Genomic DNA, 16,433 nt, shown 5'->3' with positions numbered 1-16,433 from the left:
TTTATTCCACAAAAAACGGCAATCTTTATTTGGATTGCCGCTTTTTAAATATCAACTACAGTACTGTACTAGTGCGTTGCCTGATCACGTTGATGGCGAGAAATACCTTTAACAAATGTCTCCTTGATATTTCGATCATCCCCCAGAATACACAGCACAAACAGTGTTTCAAACACATTGTTGCAGTTGTTCATGCGGTACTGCATGAGTGGTGTACTGTGCAGATCCAGCACGATAAAATCTGCTTCTTTTCCTGGTAAGAAATTACCCAGTTGATCATCCAGCTGTAATGTTTCTGCGCCTGCTAATGTCGCAAGATAGAATGACTCAAAGGGTGACAGCTTGTCGCCACGCATTTGAGTGACTTTATAGGCTTCATTGAGGGTTTGCAGCATGGAAAAGCTGGTGCCCGCACCAACATCAGAGCCAAGGCTGACTTTAACCTTATGTTGTTTCATCTGCTTCAGGTTAAATAAGCCACTGCCTAAAAACAGGTTGGAGGTTGGACAAAAAGAAATGGCTGCATCCTGTCGAGCAAGCCGTTGTATCTCGTCTTCACAGAGGTGAATACCATGAGCAAACACCGAGCGTGGACCTACTAAACCATAATGGTCATAGACATCTAGATAGTGGCAACGCTCAGGGAATAGCTCACTGATCCAGGCAATTTCTTTGTGGTTTTCGGATAAGTGGGTCTGCATGTACAAGCCATCATACTCTTTGAGTAAGTGGCCAGCTGCTTCGAGCTGTTCAGGGGTACTGGTGATGGCAAAGCGTGGAGTGACAGCATAATGTAAGCGACCTTTGCCATGCCACTGTTCAATAAGAGTACGGCTTTGTGTACATCCTGCTTCTGGCGTGTCACGAACCGTTTCTGGTGCATGACGGTCCATAAGCACTTTACCTGTTATCAAGCACATATCGCGCTGGTAGGCTTCTTTGAATAGGGCCTCTGCAGATTCAGCGTGGACACTGGAAAAGGCCATTGCTGTCGTGGTGCCATTACGAAGTAATTCATCAAGGTATACGCCGGCGACTTGCTGAGCATACTCCAAGCTCTGAAATTTACTCTCCGTAGGGAAAGTATAGGTTTCCAGCCAGTCGAGTAGCTGTTCACCAAAAGCAGCAATCATTTCTGTTTGAGGAAAGTGGTTATGTGTATCAATAAACCCTGGAGTAATGATGGCATTTGGGTAAGTTGTGATAGGAAACCCTGATGGGAGTGTGGGTAGAATTTGATCGGCAGGCCCCAGGCGCTCAACCTTACCTTCATCATTAATCACCAGAATACCATCAGCATAGTACTCATAGGCTTCTTCTGGTGTTGCTGTGGATGTTGGGTCTGCAAGGCAGTGAAAGATGCCTGCTCGATATGCATGGCTGACTGATTGTTTACTCATGGCATTAGGACTATTTTTAACTACTGCTTAAAGTTTATTCACTTCGGATACCCTTTGTGTGCCGCATTTACAGCGAAGTAGCTGCAGCACGAATGTTTTACTGGATATGACGAAGCACGTTTTAAACACTGCGAGCAAAATGATGGCATATGGGGACTGAATCCAATGCGATGACTGAAGTTTGCTGATGGACTGATAAAGCAAATTTTAGTCAATAATTGACTCACAAACGCTCAATTCTATTTAAAGTGAGACTGGCGGTCTAATGCTTTTAAGTGGTTTTTTTCACATAAAAAAATGCCCTTTTAGAAAGGGCATTTGTTCAGCTTGAAAAATGTGTATGTGCTGTTGCTTAAGGTGATGTTTTAACAGCAATATGTAAGCCTTTTAGTAAGTTTAGTGCTTGTTGAACTTGGTAATCTTTCTCTGCAAGGTCATCGGTGTTGCTGGCTGTTGCCTGTGATGAGGGTTTGTCTGCCTTACCATTACCATTCGAGAGGTGTCTTGCCAGGTCAGCCTCTTTGTAAGAAGCGGCATTTTCATCTTCGATCTTGGTGACTTTAGCGCGGTCAACTCGAATATCGGGGGAAATACCATGTGCTTGAATAGACCGCCCATTTGGCGTGAAGTAGAGTGCTGTTGTGAGCTTTAATGCACGATCACGGTTAAGTGGTAGCACAGTTTGCACTGAGCCTTTGCCAAAGCTATCTGTGCCCATAATGATGGCACGCTTATGATCTTGTAAGGCACCTGCAACAATCTCAGAAGCGGAGGCTGATCCGGCATTGATCAGTACAACCATTGGTACTCCATCAGATGGGTCGTCGACTGTAGCATTAAAACGTAATTCTGAATTGGGGATACGACCTTCAGTGTAAACAATAGTCCCTTTGGTTAAGAATGCATCTGATACGTTAACTGCTGCTTCCAATACGCCGCCAGGGTTATTACGGAGGTCTAAGATAATGCCATTTAAGCCGTTCGCTGACTTTTTAAGCTTTTGCAAGCTTTTGATCACCTCTTCACCCGTTGAGGTTTGGAATTGGGTTACACGTAAGTAGCCATATTTTTGGTTGAGAACTTTATGCTTAACACTTTGGACTTTGATTACTGCACGTTTAAGTGTGAGCGTGAATGGTGCGCTTTTGCCTTCTCTCACAATCGTCAGGCTGATGGGTTCACCTACTTTGCCACGCATCTTTTCAACAGCTTCCAGTAAGGAGAGGCCTTTAACAGGCTTGTTGTCGAGTTTGATGATTAAATCGCCAGCCTGAATACCTGCTTTTGCCGCAGGAGTATCATCGATAGGGGCTACCACTTTAATAAAGCCATCTTCCATCCCTACTTCAATACCCAAACCGCCAAACTCACCCGTGGTATTAATTTGCAGGTCCTTGTAGTCATCAGGCGAAAGGTAGGCTGAGTGTGGATCAAGTCCAGATAACATGCCTCGAATGGCATTTTCTAAGAGCGTTTTGTCATCAATCTGTTCAACGTAAGCAACCTTGATACGATCGTAAACTTCAACGAATGTTCTTAAATCTTCAAGTGGAAGGCGTGGCTGGACTTGCTCTTTGATTTGCTCTTCAGCACCTACGGGGATTGCCAGTGTTAGAGCAAGGGTGACACTGCCAAATAATGACCAAAGCTTACGGTGTGTCATATTCATCAATTACTCTCAGATAAATCAAAGTCTGTAAGTGTAGTTATATCCCATTACTGGGCTACACACCAATGTAATGGATTTTGCGGTTTTCCTTTGCGGCGAATTTCAAAATATAAGCCATTCTCTTGCCGCCCTCCGGTATTACCTACGGTTGCTACTTTTTCCCCAGCTTTAACCCAGTCTCCTGTTTCCTTTAACAGAGTCTGGTTATGAGCATATAAGCTCAAAAAGCCATCGCCATGGTCAATGATTAGCAATAATCCAGATCCACGCAGCCACTCTGAGAAGACAACGCGGCCATGATGAATAGCATAGATGGGCTTACCTGCACCTGCTTGAATAAACAGACCATTGTTACGAAGCTTGGTCTGTTTATTCATTGCACCAAATGACTGCGTAATGACTCCTTTTGCGGGTAAGGGCATCTTACCTTTATTGAATTGGAAAGGTTTGCCCGGTACCACGAGGTTGGCAATGGTACTCTGTAAATTTTTTAAAACTTGCTCTAGTTCGCGTCTGTCCTGTTCTAATTTTGAAAGCTCTTTATCTTTACTTGCAATGGTTTTTAGCAGCGTTGTAATAATTTGCTGGCGTTCGTTATGTCGCTTAGAAAGCTGTTCTTTTGCTTTAACAACTTCCATTCGCTGTTCATTTAACTTTAGCTGTTGCTGATTTATTTGGTCAGTAACTAATTTCAGTTCTTGTAATGTCTGGTTATAAGCTTTGATTTCTTTAATTCTTGATGCATTAAAATAGTCAAGATACTCAAGCTGCCGGGCCAGTTTCATCGGATCTTGCTGGTTTAGCAGTAGTTTCAGATAAGGTTGATGTCCTGCGAGATAGGCGGCACGGAGTGTGGCCGCCAGTCCTTGTTGTTGGCGCTGCTTAGCAACATCAAGGTGATGTTGCCGGGTTTGATACTTTTTTAGTTGTTGCTGGCCCTCCACTAGCCGGCGTTCAATGTTGGCAATTTCCTTATGCAAGCGTTCCATTTCAACTTCAGTTTTACGAAGTGACTCTTGTGCAGCAGAACGTTTTTGCTTCATTTCGTCCAACAAATCACGCATACGTGAGATATCAGCTTCAAGTTGATCGAGTTGTTGCTTTGTTGCTGCTTCATCATTGATTTGTGGTGATTTATCAGCCTGAACCTGAAATGCACCAAACCACAGTGGTAATGAAAGGCCGATAATACAAATGAGCTTTTTAGCCATTCGGGGCTTTGGAGTTGAATTGCTTATCATCTTGTCATTCTTTAAAAACGGATTCGGGTTAAGTATGCATGTAGCTCTAAATATAAATAAAGCCCGAATACCACAAACGGGTATTCGGGCTCATTTTTTTATAACAAAATGTGATTAATGATGAGTGCTTGGTTAATGTTTGATAAGTGACTTACCAGTCATTTCCTCAGGCTGAGTAAGCGCCATTAAATCCAACAGTGAAGGGGCTATGTCAGACAAAACACCACCATCATGCAACTGGATTTGCTTAGGTCCACAGTACAGCAAAGGTACTAACTCTGTTGTATGCGCTGTATGAGCCTGGCCTGTTTCCTTGTTCACCATCAGCTCAGCATTACCATGGTCAGCAGTAATGAGACACTGGCCGTTAACTTCCTCTAACGCGGCAACAACACGACCCACACATTCATCCAGACACTCAATGGCTTTCACAGCTGCATCGTAATCACCCGTATGGCCCACCATATCGCCATTCGCGTAATTACAGACAACTAAATCAAACTGGCCACTTTTGATTGCATCTACCAGTTTATCAGTCACTTCTGGCGCACTCATTTCTGGCTGTAAATCATAGGTGGCTACTTTAGGAGAGTTGACCAGAATACGGGTTTCACCTTCATAAGGCTCTTCTCTTCCGCAGCTGAAGAAGAAGGTGACATGGGCATATTTTTCGGTTTCTGCAATCCGTAATTGAGTTTTACCTAGGTTAGCCAGGTATTCTCCCAGTCCATTCTTGAGCACAGCAGGTGGGTAAGCGCTAGGTGCAGCAAGGTCGGCTGAATACTGGGTAAGCATGACAAAGCCAGCTAGCTCTCTAACTACCTCTCGCTCAAAGCCTGAAAATTCTTTATCTACGAACACTTGAGTGAGTTGGCGAGCGCGGTCTGCACGAAAGTTCATAAAGATGACCGCATCACCCTCTTCAATAAATGCAGGATTGTTACTTTCATCAACAATAGCTGTTGCTTTGACAAATTCGTCATTTTCATCACGCTCGTAAGCGGCTTTAAGCCCTGCAACCGCTGTGTTAGCAGTGAACTTAGCTTTACCTTGGGTAAGTAAGTCATAGGCTGTTTGAACACGATCCCAGCGCTTATCACGATCCATGGCAAAGTAGCGACCAATAATGCTGGCGATACGACCTACACCAAGGTCTTTTAGCTTGGCATCCATTGCAGCAAGCGAGTTTTCAGCACTTCTGGGTGGCGTATCACGACCATCTAGAAAGGCATGTACATAGACTTTTGTTGCACCTTGTTTAACGGCAAGATCAACCATGGCATGTAAGTGAGACTCATGACTATGGACACCACCAGGAGACATCAGGCCCATAATATGTACGGCTTTATTAGCTTGAACAGCAGCTTGTACAGGCTTGACTAAGACTTGGTTAGTATAGAAGTCACCATCCTCAATAGCTTTGCTGATACGGGTGAGTTCTTGGTAAACAACACGCCCTGCACCGAGGTTCATGTGTCCCACTTCTGAGTTACCCATTTGGCCATGAGGTAGACCCACATCATTCCCTGATCCAGAAACGAGTGCATGAGGGTTATTTGCCCAGAGTTTATCCCAAACGGGTTTGTTGGCTCCAGCAATGGCATTTGCTTCGCTTTCTTCACGATAACCAAAACCATCCAAAATGATGAGAGCTGTAGTACAACGTTTGTCAGTCATAGGATTCCACTACTTATGTGAAGGGTAAGTGAACGAGAAATACTAACGATTCCTGAAGTGAATAGCTATTGATACTGGCTACTAAGTATACATCACTAAGCAAACAATTGTGCTGCATCAATTATGTGTTTTGCCTTAGTGTTGAGTGCCGATTTGATTCATTCAAAGCATGTTTAAAAGACAATGGGTGTTTAGCCAGGAAATGTAACACGCTATACTTGCTAGCTTGATTAATATCGGGTTGGTAAGTTAGATGGAACACCTAATCGTATTTGTCAGTAATCACCCAGTGTTGGTTACTTCATTTGTTGTGTTGTTATTGCTCCTGCTATTTACTGAGAGCCGAAAAGCAGGCAAGACAGTGACGACCCAACAGGCGACACAGTTGATTAATCAGCAGCAAGCAAAAGTGGTTGATGTAAGAGAGCGAAAAGAGTTTTCAGAAGGACATATTGTGGATGCGATCAATATTCCTCTCAATAAGCTGACAGAGCACATGTCAGAGTTGGAAAAGTTCAAAGACACTCCCATTATTATTGTTGATAATATGGGACAGCATGCAAGCTCTGCAGGTAAAGCCCTGAGCAAAGCGGGCTATACGCATGTGGTTCGATTACAGGGTGGAATTTCTGGCTGGCGGGGAGAGAATCTTCCGTTAGTGAAGTCCTAGTGCAGGGATTGTCGATGAGTAAAGTTGTAATTTATTCTTCTGCCTATTGCCCTTTTTGTATACGTGCGCTAAGACTGCTTGATGCAAAAGCGGTGGACTATCAGTTGATTTCTGTAGATGGTCAACCTAATGTCAGGCGCGAAATGACTGAAAAAGCTGGTCGTACTTCAGTCCCGCAAATCTGGATTGGCACTACTCATGTTGGAGGGTGCGATGATTTGTATGCGCTTGAAGCCAAGGGAGAGCTTGATCGTTTGCTAAGTCAAGCGCAGTAACTGAGTACATTACATTTTAATGAGTAAACTAAACAAGAAAGGAAAGCTCGATGGCTGAAAATCAAAATAATCAGGCGCAACCTCAATTTGCTTTACAACGTATTTATGTAAAGGACTTATCATTTGAATCACCTAAGGCGCCTGATGTATTTACCAAAGAGTGGAAGCCACAGGTAAACTTGGACCTTAATACACAGAATAAGCAGTTGGAAGATAATGTTTATGAAGTTGTATTGACACTAACGGTAACAGTGACCTCTGATGAAGAAACTGCATTTGTTGTAGAAATCCAACAAGCGGGTGTATTCTTGATTCGCGGCTTAGAAGATGAGTCTTTACATCAAACACTAGGCGCATTCTGCCCAAATATCCTGTTTCCATATGCCCGTGAAGCGGTTGATAACCTTGTACTACGTGGTAGCTTCCCTCCTATTATGCTTGCACCCGTAAACTTTGATGCACTTTATATGCAAGCTTTAGAGCAAAGAAAAGCAGAAGCCCAGCAGTCTACTGAAACTATTCAGTAATCATCACTGTAACACGTCAAATATACCCAAAACGAAGGGGTTTTAGGGGTGGCTGTCAAGCGATGAAGCCCCCGGAGCTTATATTAATAAGTGACTGGGGTGGCAGTTAAATGCTCCTGCATAAACTGCATTCCCACCGTCCTTGGAGGTCAAGAGTGCTGACAACAAACCCTAAAAATGATTCGTGAAGGGTATAACCACATTTAAAAAAAGCTCAGTGTACTTGTGCAATGCAAGTACTGAGCTGAAGTATAAGCGTCGTGAACTTGATGTGTTACACCCCTTATATTTAATGTCTGTGATTTAGTAAAACACTCTTTACTGAAATTTTCCTACCTCTCTATCCTCTCTGTCCGTAAAAAGCTGTCTCTGAAGATATACGTATAAAATACTTAATACCTAAGTCGAATAGTCAACATGCCGTAGAGAAATATATAATGTTCTGTGAAAAGGCAGGCATAATAAAAATCTAAATTAGCTTTTTCTAGGGAGGAGGAATGAGTAATGATTATGGCTATGATATCAAACTAATAAATGTCAATAAGATCATAGCTACTGAACATCACTGCAAAGAACATGCGTATAAATTATCTCAAATCATTAAAGTAGAAAGTGTCTGGACTGACCCTCTGATTATTGAAAAAAATAAATTTTTTGTCATGGATGGTCACCATCGTTTGGCTGCAGCACAGTTGCTGGGTTTTTCTTATATTCCATGTATTTTACTTGAATATAGTGACACTCGTTTAAGCGTTTCAAGTTGGCGACCCGAGTTTGAGATTACAGAGTCACTTATTAATCAGTATGTACAAAAGCAAGCACTTTTGCCTTATAAAACAACGAGACATACGCTCAATCCAAAGCCAAAAAAAATAAAAATTACAATAAATGAGTTAACTCAAAATGAATCAACCTGTAGTTACGCTTTTTGATAATAAAGTAACAGAAATATACCATTCGCCGATAGACTATAGGCCCAGTAATGTATTTTTTTGTTTAGATAATATTATTCGCAGCAATGTCTATATGAAGTATGAGGCAGGGAACTTTGCCGGATCGATAAAGATAAAGCCTGCCCTCAGGATGATAGAAGCTCTAGAAAAAGAAAATAAAATTAATCGTGATACAGTGATTGTTGAATCTTCATCAGGTAATTTAGGAATAGCCTTGAGCTTAATTGCAGCGTCAAAAGGCTATAAATTCCTATGTGTCACTGATGCAATGGCTTCTCAGCAAAGTATTAACCTTATGAAGAGCTATGGAGCGGAAGTCGTTGTTATTACTGAGCGTGATGAAAATGGTGGGTATTTAAAAAAACGCTTGGAGTACATCAACCACTACTTACAAAATAACCGGAATTGTATTTGGTTAAATCAATATGCTAACCCCAACAACTATCTTGCACACTATTACTCAACAGCAAAAGAGCTGCTAGATAGCTTTTATCATATTGACTATCTATTTGTCGGCGCAGGAACAACAGGCACATTAATGGGGTGCATTAACTATTTTGAAGAATTTTCCCCTAAAACAACGATTATTGCGGTAGACAATAAAGGCTCCGTTACTTTTGGTTTAGCACCGGGCAAACGTAATATTCCTGGTCTAGGGACCAGTCGAGCACCAGAAATTCTACAGGCTGATAAAGTGAGTAATTTGGAGGTTGTCAGCGATCAAGAAACAATCGCCATGTGTAGGGAAATGGTTAAACGAGGTTATCTGGTGGGTGGCTCCACAGGAACTGTTCTGGCAGCAATTAAACGTTGGAATGATGTTATAGAACCCCATGAAACCGTTGTGATGATTGCGCCTGATAGTGGAGAAAAGTATATCGATACGATTTATAACGACGAGTGGTGTCAGCATATTGCGGGATAGCGTAGGCCACCACTAAAAATACAATTTTTACAGCAAATAAAGCGACTTTCTTTAAAAGAGTTAAATATGAAAATGGTTCCAAAGTTCCGTGTAATATCTGGTGAAACAGTTAATGATTTACTCTCACAAAACTATGAAACCTTATCCAATATTGTTGAAAAAACATACTTAGATCATGGGCAAGGATTAACAATTAATCCTGATAGTTATTTTTTACGGTTTAAGCACAAGCCGAATGCGAGAATTATTGCTTTGCCAAGTTACATTGACCCAATCAATGTCAGCGGTATTAAATGGATTTCCAGTTTTCCAGATAATATTCAAGAGGGCATTCCTCGGGCATCTGCTGTACTGATTCTCAATGACGGTAATACAGGATATCCTTTAGCCTGCATGGAAGCCAGCATAATCAGTGCAATGCGTACTGCTGTTTCGGCGGTTATTGGTGCTTACCATCTGAGAAATAAGAATGACAAGGTAGGTACCCTGGGAATTGTGGGCAATGGGCTTATTGCAAAATATGTAGTGGCTTTTTTGCAGGGGTTACAGTGGGATATTGGTCAAATTAATGTTTATGACCAAAATAAAGAGTACAGTGCTCAGTTTGCAGAATCTATTGGTAATAAAACAGGTTATGTCTTTAATGTCAGTCATAGTTTAGATGAGTGTTTACAAAACTCAGAGATGATATTACTGACAACAACTGCAGCTCAACCATATATTAATGATTTGAGCGTGTTTGAGCATAATCCACTGATTCTTAATATATCTCTTAGAGACCTGGGAGAGGAGGTTATTCTCGGATCATATAATGTGCTAGACGATATTGATCATTGCTTGAAAGCAAATACATCACCACACTTGGCTGAAATAAAAGTAGGCCATAGAGAATTTATTGATGCTACTTTGCCTGAGATATTAAGTGGTTCTAAAAAAATACCAGATAACAACAAGCCTATCGTTTTTTCACCCTTTGGTCTTGGTGTCTTGGATCTGGCATTAGGACACTACATTTATCAACAGGCTATTGAGCAAGGCTCTAGCATCGAAATAGATAACTTTTTTTATGATCTGAGCAGAAATTAACGTTAGGGATAAGTTATGTTAAAACAAGAAACTATTGGACATAGTCGATTTCCTCATGAGCAATACTGGCCACCTGTAAATGCAGCCAATGAATTTAGTTTAACGCTAAATGAGTTGTTAGCTCTTAATATGGGAGAACTTACTGATAAGTTGCAAGAGATCATTTCCGCAACCCATAATGAAGAGCTTGTCAATAAATACTTGGCAGAGATTTATTCATTGTACTATGGCTATAAAGACGCACCAAGAATAGACTTTTGGGAAAAGCCTGAGATTTTTTCTCGTATTGAGTTTATTAAGCTAACGTTAGAAGATTTTTTTATTAATACGTTACTAAAATCTAGGTATGAACTCCCTGAAATCAGTAGTGCTGCCCAAGTGGGCGACTACCTTAGATTTTTTGTCGAACATAACTACGGTGTTAGTCATGCATTCTTTGACTTTGTTGCTGATGAGATGTCAGAACAGCAAATGAAAGAGTTTTTACTACTGGAAGTTATTCGAAATGAAATAGTTGATGATGAAGTTGCTTTAATGGTTCCAGGGTTACAATACTCAATGAAGCAGGTAGTAGTGTCTAATTTATGGGATGAGTGTGGAAATGGGGCTATTGATAATTTCCATACTAATTGGCTAAGACGTTTACTGACAGCCCATGATGAGTGGTCAAATATTTTAACGTATCGGGCAGAACAAAAACCTTGGTTTGCATCGATTTCATCAAATTCGTTTAATGCGGTGTTAACGACGCGTTTTAAATGCCACCGGGCTTATGGTCATTTTATGACAACAGAAGCGTGGGTAGCTCCTCACTTTAAAAAGATACTTCAGGGAATGGATCGTCTTGGTATTACTGATCAGAATGTACGGGTATATTTTGACGCCCATATGAGAATTGATCCACACCATGCTGAAGAAATGATTGAGGGGCTATTAAAAAATACGCCAGAATTAGCACAGGTAGTGTTGTATGATATTATCAAAGGAGCCCACCAGGCTGCGATGGCTGGTGAGATGATGTATGACAAATTATTAGAATACTTTCGAGGGAATGGACATTGAACAGTATCTACTTCTTACTAGCCGCATTGCCGGTGCTGTCGTCGATTACTGTAATTCTTTGTGGAAAAGGAGCCCTAAACGGGGCTCTTGTTGGTTTAGTCACAGCTATTTTAGTTTCTTTGTTGATACCAGAGTTTGCGATTGACTCTGCCCAATATAATGCAGGTATTGGGACGGTTTTGATTTTAGGTCTTAGTGTTGCGTTGGTTATTATACCAGGACAACTTCTAAATCGAGTTCTTCAGCAGCAAAATATTATTAAAGCGTTAGCACACTATATCGACTGTGTACAATTACCTAAATTACATAAAGCGTTGTTGTTGTTATTGGGAGTAGCGCCCGCTGTCGAATCTCTTACAGGATTTGGTGTTTCACTTTTTTTATCTGTGCCGATTATTTTCCAGCTTTATCAGGGAAAAGCTGCATATCGAACAGCCATGTTAACCATGAATATTATGCCGTGGGGAACACTGGGGCTTGCGACAGTCGTTGGTGCTGGAATTGCGGGTTTGTCTATTCAGCAGTTAGGAATTTATTCTAGCATAACCAGCATGGCCGTATTTCCAACATTAGGTATTGCCTGTTTATTTGCATTAGGGGGCTGGCAGGCATTTCGCCAGTATGCTTGGCTGGCTATTTTGCTGGGATTGGTTTTTTCTAGTCTTTTGTATGTTAATAATCGCTGGTTATGGGTCGAAACAGCAGGTATTTTTTCGGGGCTAGGTACGCTCGTTGTTGGTGTTATTTTAACGAAAGCTCGGTTTGAAAAACAAGAGTTTGCTGGTGTACCTCTTATAAGAGCATTAATACCTTATGGTCTTTTGTTAATGCTTGTGGCTTTACCGCGATTAATTCCTGGCGTTTGGGACTGGTTAAGTAACCTTTTAATTTTAGAAACTGAACATATCCGGTTTACCCCTTTTACCAGCCCTGGTTTTGCTTTATGTATTACTGCGATAGTTATTGCACTATCACAGCGAACTAAAGTATCTATTAAATCAATATTACCCACGGTTGCACGACCAATAGTGTCTATTATTGCTTTTGTTGCTATGGCTCAAATTATGCGTGAAAGCAATATGCTGAGCTATGTTGGTAGTACACTGGTAGGTGCAAATCAAACCCTTAATGTCGTACTTTCCTCTTTTTTAGGAGGCGTCAGTGGCTTTGTCACAGGCTCAAATGTAGGTGGCAACGCATTAATGATGCCACTGCAGCAAACGCTTTCATCTGGAGCCGATACCCAATTGACTATATTGGCGGCTATTCAAAATAGTGCAGCAGGGCATTTAGTCTTTGCTTCAATTCCCATGATTTTATTAATGACAACCATTGCAAAGGATTTATCTGGTCCTCAGGAAGTACCAGTAGCTTCATTGCTTAAGTTTGGTTTAGGTATGTCTGTGTTAATTGTGAGTGTGATTGGTGTAATGGGAATAGTTTTGGCGACTGTTGCGTAGATTTTATTAGTAAATAAGAATGTTATTTAATCCCCCAGTTGGGGGATTTTTTTGTGCTTTTCTAGCTTTTAAATGCCTTCTTTATAATCCAATTGTCGCCAGCTTTCGTAAACCATAATGGCTACTGTATTTGAAAGGTTTAAACTGCGGCTTTTTTCTCGCATTGGAATACGGATAATTTGCTCTTCGGGGAGTGATTCTAAAATGGAGGCAGGTAAACCACGGGTTTCTGGTCCAAATACTAAGGCATCACCCTCTTGGTAACAGGGATCAGCATGATAGCGCTTACCTTTTGTGCTGATGGCATACACATTTTTAGGCTTAACCTGCTTAAGAAAAGCAGAAAAGTCATCATGTAACTGTACGCGCGTAAATTCATGATAATCCAATCCAGCACGTCGCATACGTTTGTCATCAAAATCAAAGCCTAATGGTTTGATTAAGTGCAAATGAAACCCCGTATTGGCACAAAGCCGAATAACATTCCCAGTGTTGGGTGGAATTTCAGGTTCAAACAGTACAATGTGTAGCATACTTGGTTCAACTTATTGGTAATACAGGCTAAATTGGCCTAAGCAAGTATATAGAAGGTCTCTAAAAATGCACTATCTGTTGCTATATCCTTCGCTGTGGTTATCGCTAGCCAGAGCGGCTGAAATTTTTATACACAGGTTACTGTGTTTGGAAGGTCAGCTGGCTATTCCTTCATCTTCTTCATCGTCATTATACATACCTAACTCTTTTATCTTTCGTGTCAGTGTATTGCGCCCCCAGCCCAGCAAGTTGGCTGCATCCCGCTTGCGTCCACCAGTGTGCTTCAAAGCGACTTCAATCATGATGCGTTCAAAAGTCGGCACTGCAGTTTCTAGAATATTTTTATGCCCTTTGCGTAACTCCTTATTGGCCCATTGCTGTAAGGCTTGCTCCCAATCTAGTGAAGGGGTGAGTTGCTCACTCTGTTGCAAAAGCTCTTGCGGGAGATCTGGAATATGAACTTCGCGGCCTGAAGCCATGACTGTCAACCAGCGACAAATATTTTCCAGCTGGCGGACATTGCCGGGCCAGTCAAACTGACTCAGGAAGTTAGCCGTTTCTGGGAGAAGAATTTTAGGTTCAACGTCAAGTTCATGGGCTGCACGTGACAGGAAGTGGTTGGCTAACAAAGGGATATCTTCCCGGCGATCACTGAGCTTGGGGATGTGAATACGAATAACATTTAAACGATGAAATAAGTCTTCGCGAAATAAACCCTTAGTGACGAGTTTTTCTAAGTTTTGGTGAGTCGCTGCGATAATTCGAACATCTACTCTTATCGGCGTGTGGCCGCCAACGCGATAAAATTCACTGTCGGCTAGCACTCTCAGTAGGCGGGTTTGCGTTTCTGCAGGCATATCGCCAATTTCATCTAAAAATAGTGTGCCTCCATTGGCTTGTTCAAAACGACCTTGCCGTTGTTGGGTTGCACCTGTAAAAGCCCCTTTTTCATGACCGAATAACTCTGAGTCCATCAAGTCCTTGGGAATTGCTGCCATATTCAGTGCGATAAAGGGATGTTGTGTTCTAGGACTGTGGCGGTGTAGGGCTTGGGCAACCAGTTCTTTCCCGGTGCCCGACTCCCCGTTGATTAATACGGTGATATTTGATTTTGATAAACGTCCAATTGCCCGAAACACCTCCTGCATGGCAGGTGCTTCACCAATAATCTCAGGTGTAACAGGTACCTGCTCTGGTGTTATGTTCGGCTGTTGCTCATGGGCATGGGCTACAGCTCGCTTTACCAAGTTAACCGCTTCATCCACATCAAAGGGTTTGGGTAAGTACTCAAAGGCTCCTCCCTGATAGGAGGCAACAGCACTTTCTAAATCTGAGTGAGCGGTCATGATAATGATAGGAATATGAGGAAATTGACCGCTGACGTTGTTTAGAAATTCAAGTCCATCTGTACCGGGCATACGGATATCACTAATGATAACTTGAGGCTGATGGCGTCGGAGTTGAGCCAGTGCGGCATCAGCAGATGAAAAGCTGCTCACAATATAGGTTTCCCGTTGTAAAGCTTTTTCCAACACCCAACGGATAGAGCGGTCGTCATCAATTATCCAGACGTGATCATTTGTGTTCATGGGCCGATCCTTGATGATGCTCAAAAGGTAAATAAATCGTAAAGGTTGTGTTGCCTGGCTCGCTGTTGCAACGTATAAGCCCTTTGTGCTGGCTGACAATAGCCTGGGCAATACTCAACCCAAGTCCAGTGCCGTCAGCTTTACCACTGACCATTGGGTAAAAAATGGTATCAATGAGAGAGGCTGGTATGCCTGGACCATTATCATGAATGTCAATCTGGCAAACTAAACGATGACAGATACTGGCAATAGTGAATTGGCGAACAATACGGCTGCGTACAATCAGTGTGCGAGGCTGTGATTGTTGACTGGTTTGAAGTGCCTGCAACGCATTATGCATGATATTGAGGACAGCCTGGATAAGCTGTTGTGCATCCCCAGGAAGCTCAGGAATACTGGGGTCATAGTCGCGAATAACATCAATACACCCTGATGCTTCTGCGCTGATTAGATTGCAAACATGTTCCAGCACAAGGTGGATATTGATGGGATTCATTTGCGGAGGGCGCATGGGACCTAGCATCCGGTCTACAAGATCCCTTAAGCGGTCTGCTTCTTCAATAATAACCTGAATATATTCTTGCAAATCAGCGCTCGGCAGCTCTCTGGAGAGGAGTTGAGCTGCACCTCTAATGCCACCAAGGGGATTTTTTATCTCATGAGCTAAACCACGAACTAAAAGCTTTGAGCTTTCTTGCTTGGCGAGAATGGATTCCTCTTTGGAGATACGCAGTAAGCGGTCTTTAGGAAATAGCTCAACAAGCAGTGTACTGGTATCCGTCAAGGCACTAGGGTCAGTGATGGGGGTAATGGTGTAGTCCAGAATCAGCTGTTGTCCATTAAAGAGTGTGAGTTTGGCCTCTCGTTTGGTGAGTGGGTGAGCGCTGCTTAAGGTTTGTAGAAGATTCGCTTGAAACTCATCAGCATTTCGGAACAGATCTTCTAAAGCTTTATGCTGAATACGTTGCCCACTGACCGCTAACAGCACTTCTGCGGCATGGTTGATGTAACTGAGTTGTAATTGGTGGTCAATTACTACCACTGCAGTCGTTAAATTATTAAGAATTGTTAGGTTATCCAAGGTGATTTGTTGTATTGCTAATAGGTTAATGGGCACTTCATATTTAAAGGTTCAAAGCCAACCAAAATTTGCCCGTTAGTAACGCAAAATTGGGGCCAAAAAGGTTATTAAGAGATAAATACTTATAACAAATTTTATTTTCTGGTTGCAGTAGTTGGTGAACTTCATGCGTTTCTAAGTACTAAGTGGTTTAGCAGCAATGATACGCAGTTGTAATGATAAGCTGATTGGACAAAGGCAGGCTGTCAGTGCTGAAATCATCCTTGCACTATTTTAGTGCAAGG

The 16,433-nt window shown here is 42.0% G+C and carries 15 protein-coding genes; 8 read left to right on the top strand and 7 right to left on the bottom strand.

Going from position 1 to position 16,433, the window contains the following annotated elements:
• Nucleotides 1–68: 68 nt before the first annotated feature.
• The 4 genes from guaD to gpmI form a co-directional block, all read right to left on the bottom strand.
• Entirely contained in the window at nt 69–1,400 is a 1,332-nt protein-coding gene (gene guaD, locus KHS79_RS22075) for a guanine deaminase (RefSeq protein ID WP_212722153.1), read from the bottom strand.
• 352 nt (nt 1,401–1,752) lie between these two features.
• Nucleotides 1,753–3,069, bottom strand: coding sequence for a S41 family peptidase (locus KHS79_RS22070; RefSeq protein ID WP_094789023.1), 1,317 nt, complete (start codon nt 3,067–3,069; stop codon nt 1,753–1,755).
• Between the two features lie 47 nt (nt 3,070–3,116).
• Nucleotides 3,117–4,310 carry a murein hydrolase activator EnvC family protein gene (locus tag KHS79_RS22065; RefSeq protein ID WP_084611090.1) on the bottom strand — a complete coding sequence of 398 codons (1,194 nt, stop codon included), beginning with the start codon at nt 4,308–4,310 and terminating at the stop codon, nt 3,117–3,119.
• Nucleotides 4,311–4,442: 132 nt separating this feature from the next.
• Nucleotides 4,443–5,987 (bottom strand): 2,3-bisphosphoglycerate-independent phosphoglycerate mutase, encoded by a 1,545-nt coding sequence (gene gpmI / locus KHS79_RS22060; RefSeq protein ID WP_212722152.1) that lies wholly within the window; start codon nt 5,985–5,987, stop codon nt 4,443–4,445.
• Nucleotides 5,988–6,240: 253 nt separating this feature from the next.
• On the opposite strand from gpmI, the gene KHS79_RS22055 reads away from it, so the two are divergent.
• The 8 genes from KHS79_RS22055 to KHS79_RS22020 all read left to right on the top strand — a co-directional run bounded on the left by KHS79_RS22055 (nt 6,241) and on the right by KHS79_RS22020 (nt 12,945).
• Nucleotides 6,241–6,657, top strand: a complete 417-nt coding sequence (locus KHS79_RS22055) for a rhodanese-like domain-containing protein (protein ID WP_027707015.1) — start codon at nt 6,241–6,243, stop codon at nt 6,655–6,657.
• 14 nt (nt 6,658–6,671) lie between these two features.
• Nucleotides 6,672–6,932 carry a glutaredoxin 3 gene (grxC, locus tag KHS79_RS22050; RefSeq protein WP_027707016.1) on the top strand — a complete coding sequence of 87 codons (261 nt, stop codon included), beginning with the start codon at nt 6,672–6,674 and terminating at the stop codon, nt 6,930–6,932.
• 50 nt (nt 6,933–6,982) lie between these two features.
• Nucleotides 6,983–7,459 (top strand): protein-export chaperone SecB, encoded by a 477-nt coding sequence (secB, locus tag KHS79_RS22045; RefSeq protein ID WP_027707017.1) that lies wholly within the window; start codon nt 6,983–6,985, stop codon nt 7,457–7,459.
• 497 nt (nt 7,460–7,956) lie between these two features.
• Nucleotides 7,957–8,391: a ParB N-terminal domain-containing protein gene (locus KHS79_RS22040; RefSeq protein WP_212722151.1), complete on the top strand. Its 435-nt coding sequence runs from the start codon at nt 7,957–7,959 to the stop codon at nt 8,389–8,391.
• Nucleotides 8,363–9,337, top strand: coding sequence for a 2,3-diaminopropionate biosynthesis protein SbnA (sbnA, locus tag KHS79_RS22035; protein ID WP_212722150.1), 975 nt, complete (start codon nt 8,363–8,365; stop codon nt 9,335–9,337). Before KHS79_RS22040 ends, sbnA begins: the two co-directional genes overlap by 29 nt.
• A 66-nt stretch (nt 9,338–9,403) precedes the next feature.
• Entirely contained in the window at nt 9,404–10,423 is a 1,020-nt protein-coding gene (gene sbnB, locus KHS79_RS22030; RefSeq protein WP_212722149.1) for a 2,3-diaminopropionate biosynthesis protein SbnB, read from the top strand.
• A gap of 15 nt (nt 10,424–10,438) precedes the next feature.
• Nucleotides 10,439–11,485 carry an iron-containing redox enzyme family protein gene (locus KHS79_RS22025; RefSeq protein WP_094789029.1) on the top strand — a complete coding sequence of 349 codons (1,047 nt, stop codon included), beginning with the start codon at nt 10,439–10,441 and terminating at the stop codon, nt 11,483–11,485.
• Complete coding sequence (locus KHS79_RS22020; protein WP_212722148.1) at nt 11,482–12,945, top strand: L-lactate permease; 1,464 nt, start codon at nt 11,482–11,484, stop codon at nt 12,943–12,945. The genes KHS79_RS22025 and KHS79_RS22020 overlap by 4 nt, the downstream gene beginning before the upstream one ends.
• 68 nt (nt 12,946–13,013) lie before the next feature.
• On the opposite strand, the gene trmL is transcribed toward KHS79_RS22020, so the two are convergent.
• The 3 genes from trmL to glnL form a co-directional block, all read right to left on the bottom strand.
• Nucleotides 13,014–13,478 (bottom strand): tRNA (uridine(34)/cytosine(34)/5-carboxymethylaminomethyluridine(34)-2'-O)-methyltransferase TrmL, encoded by a 465-nt coding sequence (gene trmL, locus KHS79_RS22015; protein WP_027707021.1) that lies wholly within the window; start codon nt 13,476–13,478, stop codon nt 13,014–13,016.
• 156 nt (nt 13,479–13,634) lie between these two features.
• Nucleotides 13,635–15,068 (bottom strand): nitrogen regulation protein NR(I), encoded by a 1,434-nt coding sequence (gene ntrC, locus KHS79_RS22010; protein WP_212722147.1) that lies wholly within the window; start codon nt 15,066–15,068, stop codon nt 13,635–13,637.
• Complete coding sequence (gene glnL / locus KHS79_RS22005) at nt 15,055–16,149, bottom strand: nitrogen regulation protein NR(II) (protein WP_233468550.1); 1,095 nt, start codon at nt 16,147–16,149, stop codon at nt 15,055–15,057. Before glnL ends, ntrC begins: the two co-directional genes overlap by 14 nt.
• Nucleotides 16,150–16,433: the final 284 nt, after the last annotated feature.

The sequence above is a fragment of the Zooshikella ganghwensis genome (assembly GCF_018263875.1).
GTDB lineage: Bacteria > Pseudomonadota > Gammaproteobacteria > Pseudomonadales > Zooshikellaceae > Zooshikella > Zooshikella ganghwensis.
Note: the sequence above shows the minus strand (reverse complement) of the source record. Positions and strands in the feature narration are given on the sequence as shown.

What these genes read in the sequence shown, in the direction of transcription:
- guaD (WP_212722153.1), bottom strand. Translation starts at nt 1,400, where the DNA reads ATGAGTAAACAATCAGTCAGCCATGCATATCGAGCAGGCATCTTTCAC.
- KHS79_RS22070 (WP_094789023.1), bottom strand. Translation starts at nt 3,069, where the DNA reads ATGAATATGACACACCGTAAGCTTTGGTCATTATTTGGCAGTGTCACC.
- KHS79_RS22065 (WP_084611090.1), bottom strand. Translation starts at nt 4,310, where the DNA reads ATGATAAGCAATTCAACTCCAAAGCCCCGAATGGCTAAAAAGCTCATT.
- gpmI (WP_212722152.1), bottom strand. Translation starts at nt 5,987, where the DNA reads ATGACTGACAAACGTTGTACTACAGCTCTCATCATTTTGGATGGTTTT.
- KHS79_RS22055 (WP_027707015.1), top strand. Translation starts at nt 6,241, where the DNA reads ATGGAACACCTAATCGTATTTGTCAGTAATCACCCAGTGTTGGTTACT.
- grxC (WP_027707016.1), top strand. Translation starts at nt 6,672, where the DNA reads ATGAGTAAAGTTGTAATTTATTCTTCTGCCTATTGCCCTTTTTGTATA.
- secB (WP_027707017.1), top strand. Translation starts at nt 6,983, where the DNA reads ATGGCTGAAAATCAAAATAATCAGGCGCAACCTCAATTTGCTTTACAA.
- KHS79_RS22040 (WP_212722151.1), top strand. Translation starts at nt 7,957, where the DNA reads ATGAGTAATGATTATGGCTATGATATCAAACTAATAAATGTCAATAAG.
- sbnA (WP_212722150.1), top strand. Translation starts at nt 8,363, where the DNA reads ATGAATCAACCTGTAGTTACGCTTTTTGATAATAAAGTAACAGAAATA.
- sbnB (WP_212722149.1), top strand. Translation starts at nt 9,404, where the DNA reads ATGAAAATGGTTCCAAAGTTCCGTGTAATATCTGGTGAAACAGTTAAT.
- KHS79_RS22025 (WP_094789029.1), top strand. Translation starts at nt 10,439, where the DNA reads ATGTTAAAACAAGAAACTATTGGACATAGTCGATTTCCTCATGAGCAA.
- trmL (WP_027707021.1), bottom strand. Translation starts at nt 13,478, where the DNA reads ATGCTACACATTGTACTGTTTGAACCTGAAATTCCACCCAACACTGGG.
- ntrC (WP_212722147.1), bottom strand. Translation starts at nt 15,068, where the DNA reads ATGAACACAAATGATCACGTCTGGATAATTGATGACGACCGCTCTATC.